General features: G+C 60.5%; 15 protein-coding genes. 4 read left to right on the forward strand and 11 right to left on the reverse strand.

Going from position 1 to position 16,533, the window contains the following annotated elements:
* Positions 1-262: 262 nt before the first annotated feature.
* Together gltP and IB246_RS04870 are read left to right on the forward strand one after the other, a co-directional pair.
* A complete protein-coding gene (gltP, locus tag IB246_RS04865; protein WP_008044718.1) occupies positions 263-1,594 on the forward strand; it encodes a glutamate/aspartate:proton symporter GltP in 1,332 nt (443 codons plus the stop codon).
* A gap of 214 nt (positions 1,595-1,808) precedes the next feature.
* On the forward strand, positions 1,809-3,038 hold the full coding sequence (locus IB246_RS04870; RefSeq protein WP_008027633.1) for a nucleoside recognition domain-containing protein: 1,230 nt from the start codon (positions 1,809-1,811) through the stop codon (positions 3,036-3,038).
* A gap of 115 nt (positions 3,039-3,153) precedes the next feature.
* Here IB246_RS04870 and IB246_RS04875 read toward each other — a convergent pair whose 3' ends face one another.
* The 9 genes from IB246_RS04875 to IB246_RS04915 form a co-directional block, all read right to left on the reverse strand.
* The gene (locus tag IB246_RS04875) at positions 3,154-3,780 is read right to left on the reverse strand and encodes an ABC-type transport auxiliary lipoprotein family protein (protein ID WP_008044720.1); all 627 of its coding nucleotides are present in this window, start codon (positions 3,778-3,780) and stop codon (positions 3,154-3,156) included.
* On the reverse strand, positions 3,777-4,715 hold the full coding sequence (locus tag IB246_RS04880; protein WP_008027629.1) for an MlaD family protein: 939 nt from the start codon (positions 4,713-4,715) through the stop codon (positions 3,777-3,779). Before IB246_RS04880 ends, IB246_RS04875 begins: the two co-directional genes overlap by 4 nt.
* A 1-nt stretch (position 4,716) precedes the next feature.
* Positions 4,717-5,520 (reverse strand): ABC transporter ATP-binding protein, encoded by an 804-nt coding sequence (locus IB246_RS04885; RefSeq protein WP_008044731.1) that lies wholly within the window; start codon positions 5,518-5,520, stop codon positions 4,717-4,719.
* Positions 5,517-6,665 carry an ABC transporter permease gene (locus tag IB246_RS04890; protein WP_032828683.1) on the reverse strand — a complete coding sequence of 383 codons (1,149 nt, stop codon included), beginning with the start codon at positions 6,663-6,665 and terminating at the stop codon, positions 5,517-5,519. Before IB246_RS04890 ends, IB246_RS04885 begins: the two co-directional genes overlap by 4 nt.
* A gap of 54 nt (positions 6,666-6,719) precedes the next feature.
* Positions 6,720-7,748 (reverse strand): DUF5924 family protein, encoded by a 1,029-nt coding sequence (locus IB246_RS04895; RefSeq protein WP_008044733.1) that lies wholly within the window; start codon positions 7,746-7,748, stop codon positions 6,720-6,722.
* A 193-nt stretch (positions 7,749-7,941) separates the two neighbouring features.
* Positions 7,942-9,330, reverse strand: coding sequence for a M16 family metallopeptidase (locus tag IB246_RS04900; RefSeq protein ID WP_008044734.1), 1,389 nt, complete (start codon positions 9,328-9,330; stop codon positions 7,942-7,944).
* A 178-nt stretch (positions 9,331-9,508) separates the two neighbouring features.
* The gene (locus IB246_RS04905) at positions 9,509-11,167 is read right to left on the reverse strand and encodes a Na/Pi cotransporter family protein (protein ID WP_008044735.1); all 1,659 of its coding nucleotides are present in this window, start codon (positions 11,165-11,167) and stop codon (positions 9,509-9,511) included.
* A gap of 283 nt (positions 11,168-11,450) precedes the next feature.
* A complete protein-coding gene (locus IB246_RS04910; RefSeq protein ID WP_008044037.1) occupies positions 11,451-12,218 on the reverse strand; it encodes a TerC family protein in 768 nt (255 codons plus the stop codon).
* A gap of 85 nt (positions 12,219-12,303) precedes the next feature.
* Positions 12,304-13,611 carry a CitMHS family transporter gene (locus IB246_RS04915; RefSeq protein WP_008027613.1) on the reverse strand — a complete coding sequence of 436 codons (1,308 nt, stop codon included), beginning with the start codon at positions 13,609-13,611 and terminating at the stop codon, positions 12,304-12,306.
* A gap of 434 nt (positions 13,612-14,045) precedes the next feature.
* Here IB246_RS04915 and IB246_RS04920 point away from each other — a divergent pair, with 434 nt between their 5' ends.
* Complete coding sequence (locus tag IB246_RS04920; protein WP_008044036.1) at positions 14,046-14,447, forward strand: GFA family protein; 402 nt, start codon at positions 14,046-14,048, stop codon at positions 14,445-14,447.
* Here the strand turns inward: IB246_RS04920 and IB246_RS04925 are convergent, their stop codons facing one another.
* On the reverse strand, positions 14,448-14,774 hold the full coding sequence (locus tag IB246_RS04925; RefSeq protein ID WP_008044035.1) for a DOPA 4,5-dioxygenase family protein: 327 nt from the start codon (positions 14,772-14,774) through the stop codon (positions 14,448-14,450).
* 81 nt (positions 14,775-14,855) lie between these two features.
* Between IB246_RS04925 and IB246_RS04930 the strand changes: the two genes are divergently transcribed.
* Entirely contained in the window at positions 14,856-15,518 is a 663-nt protein-coding gene (locus IB246_RS04930; RefSeq protein WP_008044034.1) for an NAD(P)-dependent oxidoreductase, read from the forward strand.
* 37 nt (positions 15,519-15,555) lie between these two features.
* Here IB246_RS04930 and IB246_RS04935 read toward each other — a convergent pair whose 3' ends face one another.
* The gene (locus tag IB246_RS04935; RefSeq protein ID WP_008044033.1) at positions 15,556-16,506 is read right to left on the reverse strand and encodes a choline sulfate utilization transcriptional regulator; all 951 of its coding nucleotides are present in this window, start codon (positions 16,504-16,506) and stop codon (positions 15,556-15,558) included.
* Positions 16,507-16,533: the final 27 nt, after the last annotated feature.

Below are 16,533 nucleotides of genomic sequence, written 5' to 3' on the forward strand. Positions count from 1 at the left end.
GCCTGCCGAAATGTCATATTCGAACCGTTTGCGACGTCGCTTTCAGTGAAAAAACCTCATGCCGATTCGGCATAGGGTAGGCGTTTACGGCATTAGACGTCGCATCCTTGCATCGGAATAGTTGCGCCTTTTTTCGCCTGCCAGAGAGCCATAAATACTCGCTCCGGGGCACCTTATACGGGGGCAGATGCACAAGACTTTTTCGCCAAAAGCGTTCCAGTTCCCGCATCTGCCTGAGTCAAACGCAAGTAAGGGTAAAGATATGAAGAAGGCAAAGCTTAGCCTCGCCTGGCAGATCCTAATCGGTCTGGTATTGGGGATTGCAATCGGTGCGCTGCTCAACCATTTCAGTGCCGAGAAGGCTTGGTGGATCAGCAACGTTCTGCAACCAGCAGGCGATATCTTTATCCGTCTGATCAAGATGATCGTGATCCCGATCGTGATCTCGTCGTTGATCGTCGGTATTGCGGGCGTCGGTGACGCGAAGAAACTCGGCAGCATCGGCCTCAAGACGATCATCTACTTCGAAGTCGTCACCACCATCGCCATCGTCGTTGGCCTGCTGCTCGCCAACCTGTTCCACCCGGGTGCCGGCATCGACATGAGCACCCTGGGTACCGTGGATATTTCCAAGTACCAAGCGACCGCCGCCGAGGTACAGCATGAACACGCGTTCATCGAAACCATCCTCAACCTGATCCCATCCAACATCTTCGCGGCCATGGCCCGCGGCGAAATGCTGCCGATCATCTTCTTCTCGGTGCTGTTCGGTCTCGGTTTGTCGAGCCTGAAGCCCGAGTTGCGCGACCCACTGGTAACGATGTTCCAGGGCGTGTCGGAAAGCATGTTCAAGGTCACCCACATGATCATGAACTACGCCCCGATCGGCGTATTCGCACTGATCGCGGTGACCGTAGCCAACTTCGGCTTCGCGTCCCTGCTGCCGCTGGCCAAACTGGTAATCCTGGTTTACGTCGCCATCGCCTTCTTCGCCTTCGTGGTGCTGGGCCTGATCGCTCGCCTGTTCGGTTTCTCGGTGATCAAGCTGATGCGCATCTTCAAGGATGAGCTGGTACTGGCCTACTCCACCGCCTCCTCCGAAACCGTGCTGCCGCGCGTGATCGAGAAGATGGAAGCCTACGGCGCGCCGAAGGCCATCTGCAGCTTCGTGGTGCCAACCGGTTACTCGTTCAACCTTGACGGTTCGACCTTGTATCAAAGCATCGCGGCAATCTTCATTGCCCAGCTCTACGGCATCGACCTGTCGATCAGCCAGCAATTGCTGCTGGTACTGACCCTGATGGTCACCTCCAAAGGCATCGCCGGCGTTCCGGGCGTGTCCTTCGTGGTGCTGCTGGCAACCTTGGGCAGCGTGGGCATCCCGCTGGAAGGCCTGGCGTTCATCGCCGGTGTCGACCGCATCATGGACATGGCGCGTACTGCTCTGAACGTGATCGGCAATGCCCTGGCCGTGTTGGTCATCGCCCGTTGGGAAGGCATGTACGACGACGCCAAGGGCCAGCGCTACTGGAACTCCCTGCCGCACTGGCGCAGCAAGGAAAAGCTGCCGGTCGGCGAAGTGTCCAACAACTGACCCTGTAGGAGCCGGCTTGCCGGCGATGAACGATAACGTGGTGTGACTGACACACCGCGGCGTCTCGATCGCCGGCAAGCCGGCTCCTACAGGACGCAGTTGCACGTACATTATGTGTACGACGCAATTGCACAAACGAACCCCGGAGAAATCCGGGGTTTGTCGTTTCTGGCTACCCCGCTATCATTCGCCGCATTCTTCGGGGGATTTACTGATGCTCAATGGCCTTTGGCTTGGCTTCTTCATTGTGGCGGCCGTGTCGGCGCTGGCGCAGTGGCTGATCGGCGGGAATGCCGGGATCTTCGCGGCGATGGTGGAAAGCATTTTCGCCATGGCCAAGTTGTCGGTCGAGGTCATGGTCCTGCTGTTCGGCACCCTCACCCTCTGGCTCGGTTTTCTGCGGATCGCCGAAAAAGCCGGGATCGTCGAGTGGCTGGCCAGAGCACTGGGCCCGTTGTTCCTGCGCCTGATGCCGGAAGTGCCGGCCGGTCACCCCGCCATCGGCCTGATCACCCTGAACTTCGCCGCCAACGGCCTGGGCCTGGACAACGCCGCCACGCCGATCGGCCTTAAAGCCATGAAGGCGCTGCAAGAGCTCAACCCCAGCGACACCATTGCCAGCAACGCGCAGATCCTGTTCCTGGTGCTCAACGCCTCCTCCCTGACCCTGTTGCCGGTGACGATCTTCATGTACCGCGCGCAGCAAGGCGCGCCGGATCCGACGCTGGTGTTCCTGCCGATCCTGCTGGCCACCAGTTGCTCGACCATCGTCGGCTTCCTGGCTGTCGCGTTCATGCAACGCCTGCGCGTGTGGGACCCGGTGGTGCTGGCCTATATGATTCCCGGCGCCCTGATCCTTGGTAGTTTCATGGCGTTGCTGGCAACGCTCTCGGCCACCGCGCTAGCCAGTTTGTCGTCGATCCTCGGCAATCTGACGCTCTTCGGGATAATCATGCTGTTCCTGGTGATCGGCGCGCTACGCAAAGTGAAGGTCTACGAGGCCTTCGTCGAAGGTGCGAAAGAAGGCTTCGACGTGGCGAAGAATCTGCTGCCGTATCTGGTGGCGATGCTCTGTGCCGTCGGTGTACTACGGGCGTCCGGCGCGCTGGATTTCGGCCTCGACGGGATTCGGCACCTGGTGGAATGGGCCGGTTGGGACACGCGTTTCGTCGACGCGCTGCCGACGGCGATGGTCAAGCCGTTCTCCGGCAGCGCCGCGCGGGCGATGCTGATCGAAACCATGAAGACGTCCGGGGTAGACAGCTTCCCTGCCTTGGTAGCGGCGACGATTCAGGGCAGTACGGAAACGACGTTCTATGTGCTGGCCGTGTACTTCGGCGCGGTGGGGATTCAGCGGGCACGGCATGCGGTGGGGTGTGCGTTGCTGGCGGAGCTGGCCGGGGTGCTCGGCGCCATTGGCGTCTGCTACTGGTTCTTCGGGTGAGTTTGGGATTTTTCGCTGGCAAGCCAGCTCCTACAGGATTGTGGCGTTCACGCACCATGCGTACAACACCGAACCTGTAGGAGCTGGCTTGCCGGCGATAAGGTCCGCAGGACCTTCAGGGCCTAACTGGCGGCGCGACTTTCTGTCCTTGCTCAACCGCCCAGTCCACCAACTGCGCCGTCAGCTGATCACTCGCCAGGCCAAACCCGGCCACCACCGCCGGCACCTTCACATCGCTCAGCGGCTGACGCACTTCGAAGCGCCGGCTGGCGAGAATGCGCTGGTCGTAACCACGTACCAGCAACGCATCCAGACGCACAACAACACTCGCCGCGGTGCCTTGGTATTCAGTCTGGAACGCTTGCAAACTCCCGCCCAACTCCAGATCCGCCTGGAAATTGCTGTCATCGGTGCTCAACAACGGCACCCGGCCATCGCGCTGGAAACCATCGAGCAGACGATTGCGCAGCAGCACCGGCGCCGGATCGCTCCAGCGTGAAGCCTTGTAGCTGCTGATCAGGTCGCCTTGCGGTATCACGGCGATTTGCGGACTGTTCAACGCCTCGCTGGCCTGCGGTTTGGTGAGGCGCAGTGACCAGCGTTGCGCCGTGCCATAACTGCCCGAAACGCTGCCCTGGACCGAGGGCAACCGATAGACGTCGGACGGTTCGGACTTCGGCAGGATCGAGCAGGCGCCGGTCAGCGCAAAAACGCCGAGGAGGGCGATGTGAGTCAGCTTCATGGCGTGAACTCCTTGTTCTTGTCATTGCCCAGCAAGTAACCGCTCGGGTTGGCTTCCAGGCGCTGGGAGATGGCGCGCAACGAGGTCAGGGTGTCGCGCAACTCACGTACAGCCGGGGCCAGGCCATTGAGGCCTTGCATGCCGCTGTTGAGCGAATCCTGGTTGTTGGTGAGCAACTTGTTGATGGTCGCGCTGCTTTGTTCCAGCGACTTCATGGCTTGCTCGGCGCTGCCGAACATCTGCTTGCCCTGATCGGTAAGCAGGCCGTTGGCGTTGCGCATCAGGGCGGCGGTCTGTTCCAGCGTCGCTGTCGCTTGTTTACCGATGGCAGAGAGTTGCTGCATCGCCTGACGGATGTCACCGCGCTGATCGGCGATGGTGCCGGTGGTTTGTTCCAGGTGCTCGAGGGTCTTGCTGATGCGCTCGACGTTCTCCGACGAAAACATCTGATTGGCGTTGTGCATCAACACGTTCACGCCGGCCATCAAGTCGTTGCTGTCGTTGAGCAAACGGGCGATGGGCGAGGGCGAGGCCACAATCGTCGGCAAGTTGCCGTCGTGGCCCTTGAGCGTCGGGCTCTGCGGCGTGCCGCCACTGAGCTGGATGATCGAGGTCCCGGTGATCCCGGTCAGCGCCAGTTTGGCCTGGGTGTCTTCCTTGATCGGCGTATCGCCGCCGAGGCGAATCCGCGCCAGCACGCGACGCGGGTCTTTCGGGTCCAGGCGCAAGCTCACCACATCGCCGACCTTGATCCCGCTGTACTGCACGGCGCTGCCCTTGGACAGGCCGCTGACCGCCTCGTTGAAGACGATCTCGTAATCCTTGAACTCGGTGTCGACACTGGACTTGGCCAGCCACAGGCCGAAGAGCAGGGCGCTTGCCACCACAATCACAGTGAACAGGCCGATCAATATGTGATGGGCTCGGGTTTCCATGTCAGACCTCGTTAAGCTGTTGAGCGGCTGACAGCGCCGCGCGGCCGCGAGGGCCATGGAAGTATTCGTGAATCCACGCGTCGTCGGTTTCCGACACCTTGTCGATGGCGTCCGCCACCAACACTTTCTTCTGCGCCAGCACCGCCACGCGGTCGGTGATGGTGTAGAGCGTGTCGAGGTCGTGGGTCACCAGAAACACACTCAGCCCTAACGCGTCGCGCAGGGTCAGGATCAATTGATCGAAGGCTGCCGCGCCAATCGGATCGAGGCCGGCGGTGGGCTCGTCGAGGAACAGGATGTCCGGGTCCAGCGCCAGCGCCCGGGCCAGCGCCGCGCGCTTGATCATGCCGCCGGACAGCGAAGCGGGGTACTTGTCCGCCGCCGACAGCGGCAACCCGGCCAACGCCAGTTTCACCGCCGCCAGGTGTTCGGCATCGTTGCGGCTCAGCCCGGCGTGTTCGATCAGGGGCAGGGCGACGTTCTCGGTCACGGTCAGCGAAGAGAACAGCGCGCCTTTCTGAAACAGCACACCGAAGCGCCGTTCGACCATCGAGCGCTCGTGTTCGGACAGGGTCGGCAGGTTTTTACCAAACACTTTCACCACGCCTTCGCTGGGCTGGCGCAGGCCGACAATGCTGCGCAACAGCACCGACTTGCCACTGCCGGAACCGCCGACCACCGCGAGGATTTCGCCCTTGTACAAATCCAGGTCGAGGTTCTCGTGCACGCTCTGGCGACCGAAGCGATTGCACAGCCCACGGACCTCTATCACCGCCTCGGAGGGCGCTCGGGGTAGACGACTCACCAGCCCATCTCCATGAAAAACAGCGCGGCCACAGCGTCGAGCACGATCACCACGAAAATCGACTGCACCACGCTCGACGTGGTGTGCGCCCCGACGGACTCGGCGCTGCCGCTGACCTTGAAGCCTTCAAGGCAACCAATGGCGGCGATCAGGAAGGCGAAGATCGGCGCTTTGACGATGCCGACCAGAAAGTGCTGAACGCCGATGTCGGTTTGCAGCAGCGACAAGAACATCGCCGGCGAGATATCCAGCGCCACGGCGCAGACCACGCCACCGCCGACAATCCCCGAGAGCATCGCCACAAAGGTCAGCATCGGTAGCGCCACCAGCAGCGCCAGCACGCGTGGCACCACCAGCAACTCCATCGGGTCGAGACCCAAGGTGCGGATGGCGTCGATTTCTTCGTTGGCTTTCATCGAGCCGATCTGCGCGGTAAACGCACTGGCGGTGCGCCCGGCCATCAGGATTGCGGTCAGCAATACGCCGAATTCACGCAGGAAGGAGAACGCCACCAGGTCCACGGTGAAGATGCTCGCACCGAAACTCGCCAGCACCGTCGCGCCGAGAAACGCCACCACCGCACCCACCAGGAAGGTCAGCAGGGCAACGATGGGGGCAGCGTCGAGGCCGGTCTGTTCGATGTGCGCGACCATAGGCGTGATGCGCCAGCGCTTCGGGCGGAACAGCCCACGGGCGATGGTTTCCAGAATCAGACCGACGAAGCCCAGCAGCTGCAGGGTGTCTTGCCAGACGGCATCCACTGCGCGGCCGATACGGGTCAGCAACTGAATGCCGACGCTGATTTCCGCTTCCTTGATCGGTACGCAGAAATCGGTCATCGAGCAATAAACGGTCTGCAACAACGCACGATCGGCGACAGACAAGGTGCAATCAGGATGCTCAGCGGATTTGCCAAGACGGTCCGAACCGAGCAATTCCACCAGCAGCGATGCGCCGGCGGTGTCGAGCGCGCCGAGGCCATTGAGGTCGATGTGGGTTTTGTCGTCGTATTGGCCGCGAAGCTTTTCGCTCAGGTCCTTGAGTTCGGCGTAATGGGCAAGCGTCCAGTCACCCGTCACCCGCAACTGAGCGGGGGAGTGAGCGGCGTCCAGTTGGGCATTGCCGGCCATTGTGCTGCTGGTCATAAGCTCCGTGCTTGTTCGGCTGTTACGCAAAGCTACGTAATAGCACGAACCGCATTACTTTTCTTTGGTCGGTGTGCTGTCCGTGATCTTGAAGCGCAACACGCCGATCAACTGGCCGTCTTCGGTCAGCACCCGAACCTGCCACTTGCCCGCCGGGTTACCGGGGAAGTTCTGCTTGTGGGTCCAGGCGCGATAGCCTTCCTTGCGCCCGCCGTGGATGTCCAGGGCGATACGGTCGACCTCTTTGCCGTTGAACTGCCACACATGGTAAATGCGCTCGTCGAGACCGCGCGGAGCGTTGATCGCGGTGTAGGCGTACAGGCCATCGCCACGGATCTGCTCGGCACTGACCTCTTCCAGACTCTTGCCCGGCGTGCGGTCCTGCATTTGCGTACTGATCGCCACATCGGTCATCCACAGCGTAGCCGGCGGCACCCACGAGCGCAGCACCCAACCCACGCCGCCGATGCCAACGGTGATGCTCAGGATTGCCAGTGCGTTACGCACGGTGCGAATGGGGAAGATCGACGCCAGGCTCGGGAACGACAGTACGACGGCGGTGCCCAGCGCCAGTTTGAAACTCTGGGAGGTGGTCAGGTGCAGGATGACGGGCAGGGCGGTCAGCAGCGCGGCAAACAGCGTCAGCGTATGCAACGCCAGGAACGCCCAGCGCCGGGGCGCCAGCCACTTGTAGTAGAGCGGATCAGTGATGGAAATAAGCGCGGCGATGCCCAGCAGCCCGGTGAAGAACAACTGGCCGCTGTTCCAGGTGGTGGTTATGAAAAAGAACGGCAGGACGAAAAACAGGCTTTCCTGGTGAATCATCTGCGTGGCGTAGCGCAGCAACGGCTGGGGAATTTCCCGTTTGAAGATTCGGGTGAAGAGCTTGGTGAGGCTGTTTTCCAGCATCAGCCAGATCCAGCTCAACACCATGATGATGGTGATCCACGTCGCCAGGCCTTGCTGACGATCCACCAGCATGAAGCTGCCGACCCCGGAAATGAAACCGCCGAGCGCAATGACCCCGGGATAGCGCTTCATCAGTTCGAGGATGCGCTGTACGAACAAGGTCAGGGTAGGCATTCGGCGGTTCACAGTAGTCGTAGGAAAAAACCCCAACAGGGTACCGCCCGGGGGGCGGTGTGGCGAGGGTCAACCGTATTCACGGATACACGCCGAACTGTAGGAGCCGGCTTGCCGGCGATGGACGTAAGGGCGCCGGGTTTATCCAGTAAACACGCGTTATCGTTAACGATCATCGCCGGCAAGCCGGCTCCTACAGGGGGCCTCGGTGTTTGCGGTGGATGCGCCACGCCAACAGCCCGAGCACCATCAAAGCGAACGCCCCGGCAATTGCCCACAGCACCTGGTCATAACTCATCAACGGCTTCTCGATACGCAGATAACCCGGTTGCAGGAGCAATTCACGCATGGCCTTGTTGGCTTTTTCCAGCGTAACCCCCTGGAGCTCCTTGGCCGGGTCGGCGAAGCGACCGTCTTCGTAGTCGCTCAACGCGCTCCAGTAGTAATCGGCCAACGCGCTGTTGCCTTGCACGGCCCAGGCCTGGCGCGCGATGGCGGCCTGCTTGAGGCGGTTGAAGGTGGCGGCGTCCAGGCCGTCCTTGAGTAACCCGGCCTTCAACTCATCCAGCACCTGTTCCGCCGCTGTCACATCGTCGCGCTCAAGGTCGGCGTTGAGGCTCATGAAACCCACGCCGCCAAACACTTCGCGCTCGGCGGAAGGGCCGTAGGACAGACCATGGGCGAGGCGCATCTGGCGATAGAGTGCCCAATCCAGATAATCCTTGAGCAGGTCGAAGGTTTCATCGTGCTGATCCGCCAGCACGGGCTCCGGCACCAGCCAGTGCAACTTGGCACCCGCGCCGACGATACCGTGACTCAGCGTGCGTTCATGGGCTGCGCTGGCGTTGATTTCCGGCAGCGGCGGGTGATCGGTAGGGTCAACCGCATCAAGCTCGCCCCAGGCCCGCTCCAGATAACCCGGCAGCAAGCGGTCGAGGTCGCCGACCACGATCAGGGTCATGTTATTGGGCGCGTACCAGGCCTTGCGTACCTTCTCCAGTTGTTCGCGGGTCAGGTAATCGACCTCGGCCCGCTCCGGGCACTTAAGGCCCAGTTCCACGGCCAGTTGATTGCTCGCGGTGTGGCCCAGGTCCTGACGATCCAGCCACCGTTGCAGGTGCGAGTAGTGGCCTCCGTCTTCGCGCTCGACCACTTTCTTGGCAGCGTTGATCGCGTTGTCGTCGATTCGGGTCTGGGTCAACAGCGCCAACAGCAGGTCGAGGACCTTGCGCTGGTTTTTCGCCGGGGCCTCGATGACGAACGTGGTGTCGGCGTTGCTGGTGTAGGCGTTCCACTCGCCGCCCAGCGCCTGCATGCGCTCTTCCAGACCACCTTCGCCGGTGGCGTCGATGCCACTGAACAGCAAGTGTTCGAGCAGGTGCGGAAGCTCCTTGTCGGCGCAGTTGAAATCATCGATGCCGACGCCGACCACCAGGCGAATCGCCACATGCCCGCGCTCGGTGCCGGGCTTGAGCAGCAATTGCAGGCCGTTGGGCAGCGTATAGCCCTCGACCTGGAAGCGGTCCAGGGCAAAGGAGGGGAATGATCCGAGCAACAGGCAGGCGAACAACAAACAACGCATAGCGAGTTTCCATACGGCCAATTGGAGATCCGTGTTGTCCTTCAGGCCGCCATCGCGAGCAGGCTCGCTCCCACAGTGGATCGTCGGTCTCACTTAAATCAACTGTGGGAGCGAGCCTGCTCGCGATGGCGGCGTGAAGGCTGAATACATGTTACTGACTGACCACACTGCCAGACGTTCAAGGCGAATGTGTGATGTCAGCCAAATCATCTACAGCGAGCGCACCGGTGTCAGACGTTTCCAGCACCACGTAAGCACTGCTGCAAAACAGAGAATTCAGACGCTTCATGTCGGCGATCAGCTCCAGGTGCAGCGAGCTGGTCTCGATACTCTGCACAATCTTACGTTGCAACCGGCTGACGTGAGCATGGGCCAGGCGGCGTTCCTGTGCACGAAAGCGACGCTTCTCCCGCAGCAGTTGGCGGGCACTTTCCTTGTCGGCGCTGAGGAACACCGACAACCCCAGGCGCAAATTGGAAATCAGCTGGCTGTGCAGCCCCGCCAATTCGTCCAGGCCGACCTCGGAAAAAGACCGGCGCTGCGAGGTTTTCTGTTGCTGCACCTTGCGCAACATGCGCTCGATCAGGTCGCTGGCGAGTTTGAGGTTGATCGCCAGTTCAATGATTTCCGCCCAACGCCGACTGTCTTGCTCACTGAGGTCTTCACGGGGCATTTGCGCCAGATAGAGCTTGATCGAGTTGTAGAGCGCATCCACATCATCGGTCAGGCGACGCATTTCCTGGGTGACGGCAGTTTGCTTGCCGCGCAGCACGTCGAGCATGGCTTCAAGCATGCTGTCGATCAGATCGCCGATGCGCAGGGTTTCCCGGACGGCGTTGGCCAGCGCTAGGCTGGGGGTCACCAGCGCCGTCGGATCAAGGTGCCGTGGTTTGGCCGTGCCGTTGATTTCCGGGCGCTCCGGCAAGAGCCATGCGCACAGCCTGGCCATTATCCCGACCGTCGGCAGCAAGATCAGGCAGCGAGCCGTGTTGTAGAGCAGGTGGAAGCCGATGACCATTTCCTGGGGGCTGAAGTCGAGGCTGTCGATCCAGTGCACCAACGGGTCGAGCACCGGAATGATCAGCAACAGGCCAATCAGCTTGTACAGCAGGCTCCCGAGCGCCACCTGACGGCCCGCGGCGTTCTGCATGCTGGTGCTCATGAACGCCAGAATGCCGCTGCCAATATTGGCGCCGATCACCAGGCCGATGGCCACCGGCAAGCTGATCACGCTGGCGCCTGCCAGGGTCGCGGTCAGCAGGACGGCGGCCAGGCTGGAGTAGGAAACCATCGCGAACAGGGCGCCGACCAAGGCGTCGAGCAGGATGTCGCCGGTCAGCGAGGCGAAGATGACCTTGACCCCTTGCGCCTGGGTGATCGGCGCCGCCGCTTCGACGATCAGTTGCAGGGCCAGAATGATCAGGCCCAGACCGATGGCCACCCGGCCCATCTGGCCGAGCCGCGTCTGTTTGCGCGACAGGAAGAAAATCACCCCGAGAAAAATCAGCAGCGGTGACAGCCATGACAAATCGAACGTCAGCACCCGCGCCATCAACGCCGTACCCACGTCGGCGCCGAGCATGGTCGCCAGCGCAGGCATCAGCGCCATCAGGCCCTGGCCGACAAAGGAGGTGACGAGCATGGCGGTGGCGTTGCTGCTCTGGACCATGGCGGTCACGACTATGCCGGCGATGAACGCCAGCCAGCGCTTGGACATGTTCTGGCCGATCACATGACGCAGGTTGGAACCGTAGACCCGCAGGATGCCGGTTCGGACGATGTGCGTGCCCCAGATCAACAAGGCCACGGCAGATAACAAATTGAGCAGGGTGAGCATAAGGGCCCCCTGTGGTGGTAGCGCCCCAAAGGAGCAAGTTGACGGTGCCGCGCGACTTTCTACGTTGTGTACTTAAGCTGTAGTTGGCTAACGGTCTGCGCGCCAGCATCGCATAGCTAAAGAGGTGATTGAAACAAAACTGTCATGAAAACAGGGCCTGGCGGCCGCACAAAAAAAATGTGGGAGCGAGCCTGCTCGCGATGAGGCCGTCACATTCAACATTGATGTTGACTGACTGGCCGCTATCGCGAGCAGGCTCGCTCCCACAGGTTTTACATTCGGCTTACTGCCCAGGAATATCCTTGCGCAGTTTCACCGGATCCTGCTGTTTCTTCTTCTTCGCAATCGCGGTGCGCATCTTGATGTTGATCGCTTCCACGGCCAGCGAGAACGCCATGGCGAAGTAGACGTAGCCTTTTGGCACGTGCACATCGAAGGATTCGGCAATCAGCACGGTACCGACGATCAGCAGGAACGCCAGCGCCAGCATCTTCAGCGACGGGTGCTTGTCGATGAACGAGCTGATGGTGCCGGAAGCCAGCATCATCACCAGCACAGCCACAACAATCGCCGCGACCATGACCGGTACGTGGGAGACCATGCCGACGGCGGTGATCACCGAGTCCAGCGAGAACACGATGTCGATGATCGCGATCTGGACGATGGTGTAGAAGAAGTTGCCGCCCTTGCCACCCGGCTCCTCGTTGGATTCGTCTTCACCTTCCAGCGCGTGGTACATCTCTTGCGAGCTCTTCCACAACAGGAACAGACCACCGAAGAACAGGATCAGGTCTCGCCCGGAAATGCCCTGGCCGAACACTTCGAACAAGTCTGCGGTGAGGCGCATGACCCAGGTGATCGACAGCAGCAACAGAATCCGCGTGACCATGGCCAGCGCCAGGCCGAAGATTCGGGTGCGCGCCTGCATGTGCTTGGGCATGCGGCTGACCAGGATCGAAATCATGATGATGTTATCGATACCCAGGACGATTTCCAGGGCGGTCAGGGTAAAGAAGGCAACCCAGATTTCAGGGTTGGTCAGCCATTCCATGTGTATTCCTTTGAGCGAGTGTTAAACCACAAAGGGCCCGGGCTTCAAACAACGAAGCCTGGACCCCCAGTGGTGAGTCTTGGGCTTATAGAGTGCTGAACAGCGGAAAAATCCCCATCAGCAATGCTGCAACCAGTATGCACATGCACACCAGCACTGCCCATTTCAGGGTAAAGCGCTGATGGTCACCGAAGTCGATACCGGCCAGGGCCACCAACAAATAGGTCGATGGCACCAGCGGGCTCAGCAAGTGGACGGGCTGACCGACGATCGAGGCACGTGCCATTTCAACCGCGGTTATACCGTAATGACTGGCCGCTTCGGCAAGTACTGGTAACACGCCGTAATAAAATGCGTCGTTCGACATGAAGAACGTGAACGGCATGCTCACCAGCGCGGTGATCACGGCCAGGTACGGGCCGAGGAAATCCGGGATGACCGCCAACAGGCTCTTCGACATCGCATCGACCATGCCGGTGCCCGACAGGATACCGGTGAAGATGCCTGCCGCGAAGATCAAACCGACCACTGCCAGCACGCTGCCGGCGTGGGCCGCAACGCGATCCTTCTGCTGTTGCAGGCAAGGATAGTTAACGATCATGGCAATACTGAACGCCACCATGAACAACACCGGCAACGGCAGCAGGCCTGCGATCAGGGTGCACATCAGTGCGAACGTCAGGGCACCGTTGAACCAGATCAGCTTTGGACGACGGGCGTCCGGGAACTGCGAAACGCTGATTTCGCTGTGGTCGATTTCATCGCCCACCAGGTGCAGCTCACCCAGACGCGCACGTTCACGTTTGCCGTAGAAGTAAGCGATGGCCAGGATGGCCAGGACACCGGCACCCATCGCCGGAATCATCGGTACGAAGATCGCCGACGGGTCCACATGCAACGCACTGGCTGCACGGGCAGTCGGACCGCCCCAGGGCGTCATGTTCATCACGCCACCGGCGAGGATGATCAGGCCAGCCATAATCCGCGGGCTCATGCCGATGCGGCTGTAGAGCGGCAGCATGGCGGCCACGCAGATCATGTAAGTGGTCGCGCCGTCACCATCGAGGGAGACGACGAGCGCCAGTACGGCGGTGCCGACCGAAACTTTCAACGGGTCGCCCTTGACCAGTTTGAGGATCTTGCGCACGGCCGGGTCGAACAGGCCGGAGTCGATCATCAGGGCGAAGTAGAGGATGGCGAACATCAGCATCACGCCGGTCGGCGCAAGCTTGGTGATGCCTTCGAGCATCATCGGGCCGATCTTCGGCGCAAAACCGCCGAACAGGGCGAAGACGATTGGAATGATGATCAGGGCGATCAGCGCGGACAGGCGCTTGGTCATGATCAGGAACATGAACGTGATGACCATGGCGAAGCCAAGGAAAGTCAGCATGGGAATACTCCAGGCGTAGCGCGGCTAGGGAATGGGCAAACCGGGTAGGTCAGCGCAGAACGGGAAGCACGAGGCGTACGGGCGGAGTTGCGGCGAAGCGGCGGGTATCAAAGGACATCAGGGTCACCATTGTTGTTGTTAAATGGGCTGTGCGAGCGATAAAACACTGGCATTGGCCGACCGGTCTGTTGCCGGTAGTGGGGGCGATCCTAATCGGGGAAGCTTTCACCCAGCTTTCGCCGATGAAAGCATTGACCGGATGTGCGACCGGTCGTCGGACGGGGGCTAGGCTTTAAACCGCGTCGACACGATCGCGAGCAGGCTCGCTCCCACATTGATCTCGGTCGCCCCCCATTCTGTATTCACTGAAGATCTAATGTGGGAGCGAGCCTGCTCGCGATAGCGTCGGTGCATACGCATCAGGAGGAAACAGCATGGCAAACATTCACACAGGCGGCTGCCACTGCGGACAACTGCGCTATCAATTCAGCGGACCTTTGAGAGACATCGCCCACTGCCACTGCTCAATCTGCCGACGAGTCAGCGGCGGGATCGTGACCACCTGGATCACCGTGCCCGCATCGACCTTTGAATGGCTGAAAGGCACACCGGCGCAGTACGCCTCGTCATCCAGTTGCGTACGATATTTCTGCCCGAACTGTGGGGCGCAACTCGCGCTGGTGACACACCTCAGTCCCGAAAGCATCGACCTGACCATCGCCACGCTCGATCATCCCGAGCAGGCTCCGGCCGAGCGGCACATCTGGACCGACAGCCGTCTGCCCTGGCTGCATCTGGACGAATACCTGCCGGGCGAAGCCGAAGAAACACTCTGATCAAAAAATAGACAGGTCCAGCGGCCGGATCGCCCCCATCCAGATGGCATGTTCGGTGTGGTCGAGCAGATCGTCGCCGGTGTCCGGGTGCAGGAACACCACCAACCCCTTGCGGTTGAGCGCCAGCCACGGCAATACGTCGCCGATGAGTTCCGGCCCGAATGCCAGTTGGCAACTCCAGTCCGGGTGCGGGCCGACCGGACGTTCGTGCACCCGCCCCATTTTCAGCGGGAACAGCTGCGCCGCCCGCTCACACAAGGCTCGCGCCTGGTCGATGGTGCTGGCGTCGAAATACACGTGGGCGTGGTAACCCTTGATCTGTTGCATCTGAAACCCTCTGAATCCCTGTCGAACCCTAACCGTCTCCCACAGGTCAAATGCTATACACCCAGGAAACGGAGCCCAGCCATGAAAAATGCCGAAACCCCGGTGGTAAAAGTGGTGCTTTATGGTGCCATGAGTAGCCTGGGCAGTGCGCTGATGGCTGAGATGCTGCGGCGGCAACACGAAGTGATCGCCATCCTCGATGACTTGACGGCACTCGCGCCACGTCCGGGTTTACGCACCAAGACGGGCGACCTGTTTGAGGCCGAGCGCGTCAAACAAAGCGTCGCGGGCTGTTCGGCCGTCATCTGTCTATTAGACGCACCAGGCTTGCCGTTCAACAGCGAACACGTTGAAAAAACCATTGTTCCAGGCCCGGTCGAACAGGTGCTCGCCGTCGATGCGCTGATAGCCGGCATGCAGGCTGCCGGCATTGCCCGACTGTTTCTGGTGGGGGATTTCGAGGTGTTGGACGATCCGGAGATCGAGGATCAACTGCAACGCCACGCCGCCGAAGAAATCCGCGAATCCCTGCAAAGCAGTAAGTTGCACTGGACGCTGGTGAATGCACCGCGTGGCATCCCGGGGCTGACGATCGAGCATTTCAGCCACGCCAGCAGCAGCCTGGAACCGGGGCTGGCCGAACCGCTGGATCGCTTGAAACGTGTCGCGATAGGGATCGCCGATGAATTGCACTTCAATCTTCACGTGGGTGAACACGTGAATTTCGTGGCGACTTCAGAGTAGTGAACGCTCGGGCCGCGTCCGGACGACCTTTTTGCTTTCACACCGCAATCGAAGGCAAAGGCAGGCCATTCAGCGATTGCGCACTGCTGGCCTGCTCGGCCATCAACCAATCCACAAACTGTTGAATCAACACCCCACGCCGTTTGCGTTGGGGCAGGACCACGTAATAGCCCTGCCGGGACATCACCGTTTCAGAAATTGGCCGACACAACAAACCTTGCGCCAGCAAGTTATCCACAAGGTGCCGCCAGCCAATCGCCACGCCCTGGCCGCCAATCGCCGCTTGAATCAACAGCGTGTAATTGTCGAATCGCAACTGCCCGGGCGCTGGCGCCGAAGTAATCCCCAACTCGCGGAACACGCCACTCCAGTCGAACCAGTTGCTGCTGTTTTCGCCACGCAGGTGCAGCAGCGGAAATTCCAGCAGCCCCTGGGGCGGCAAGGGCAGGGGACGGTCCTTCAATAGCAGCGGACTGCACACCGGGAACACTTCTTCGCTGAACAGCCAATGGCTTTCACCCTGTTTAAAACGCCCGTCACCAAACAGCACGGCAACATCGATATCGGTGCGCAGCATGTTGAGACTGCGTTCGCTGGTGACCAGGCTAACGTCCACGTGAGGATTGGCCGCGTGAAAGCGGTGCAATCGGGGCATCAGCCAGTAAGCGGCAAAAGCAAAATCGGTGGCGACCTGCAACACTTCATGCTGTTGCTGTGCACTGATCGCACTTAACCCTGCGTCGATATTCTGCAAACCGAGCTGAACCTGCTCGAAAAGAATAGCCCCGGCCTCGGTCAATTCGATCCCGCGATAAATGCGATCGAACAGCCGTGTGGCGAGTTGATCTTCCAGCCGTTTGATCTGCTGACTGATGGCCGGTTGCGTGGTGCCGAGCTCTACCGCAGCGGCGGTGAAGCTGTGATGCCGGGCGGCCGCTTCGAAGGCGCGAAGCAAATCCAGAGACAAATCACCGAGGGCGTCATACATAAGCTGTGCTTATCCTAGTCATTGCCT

The sequence above is a fragment of the Pseudomonas sp. PDM01 genome, assembly GCF_014852325.1.
GTDB classification, from domain to species: Bacteria; Pseudomonadota; Gammaproteobacteria; order Pseudomonadales; family Pseudomonadaceae; genus Aquipseudomonas; species Aquipseudomonas migulae.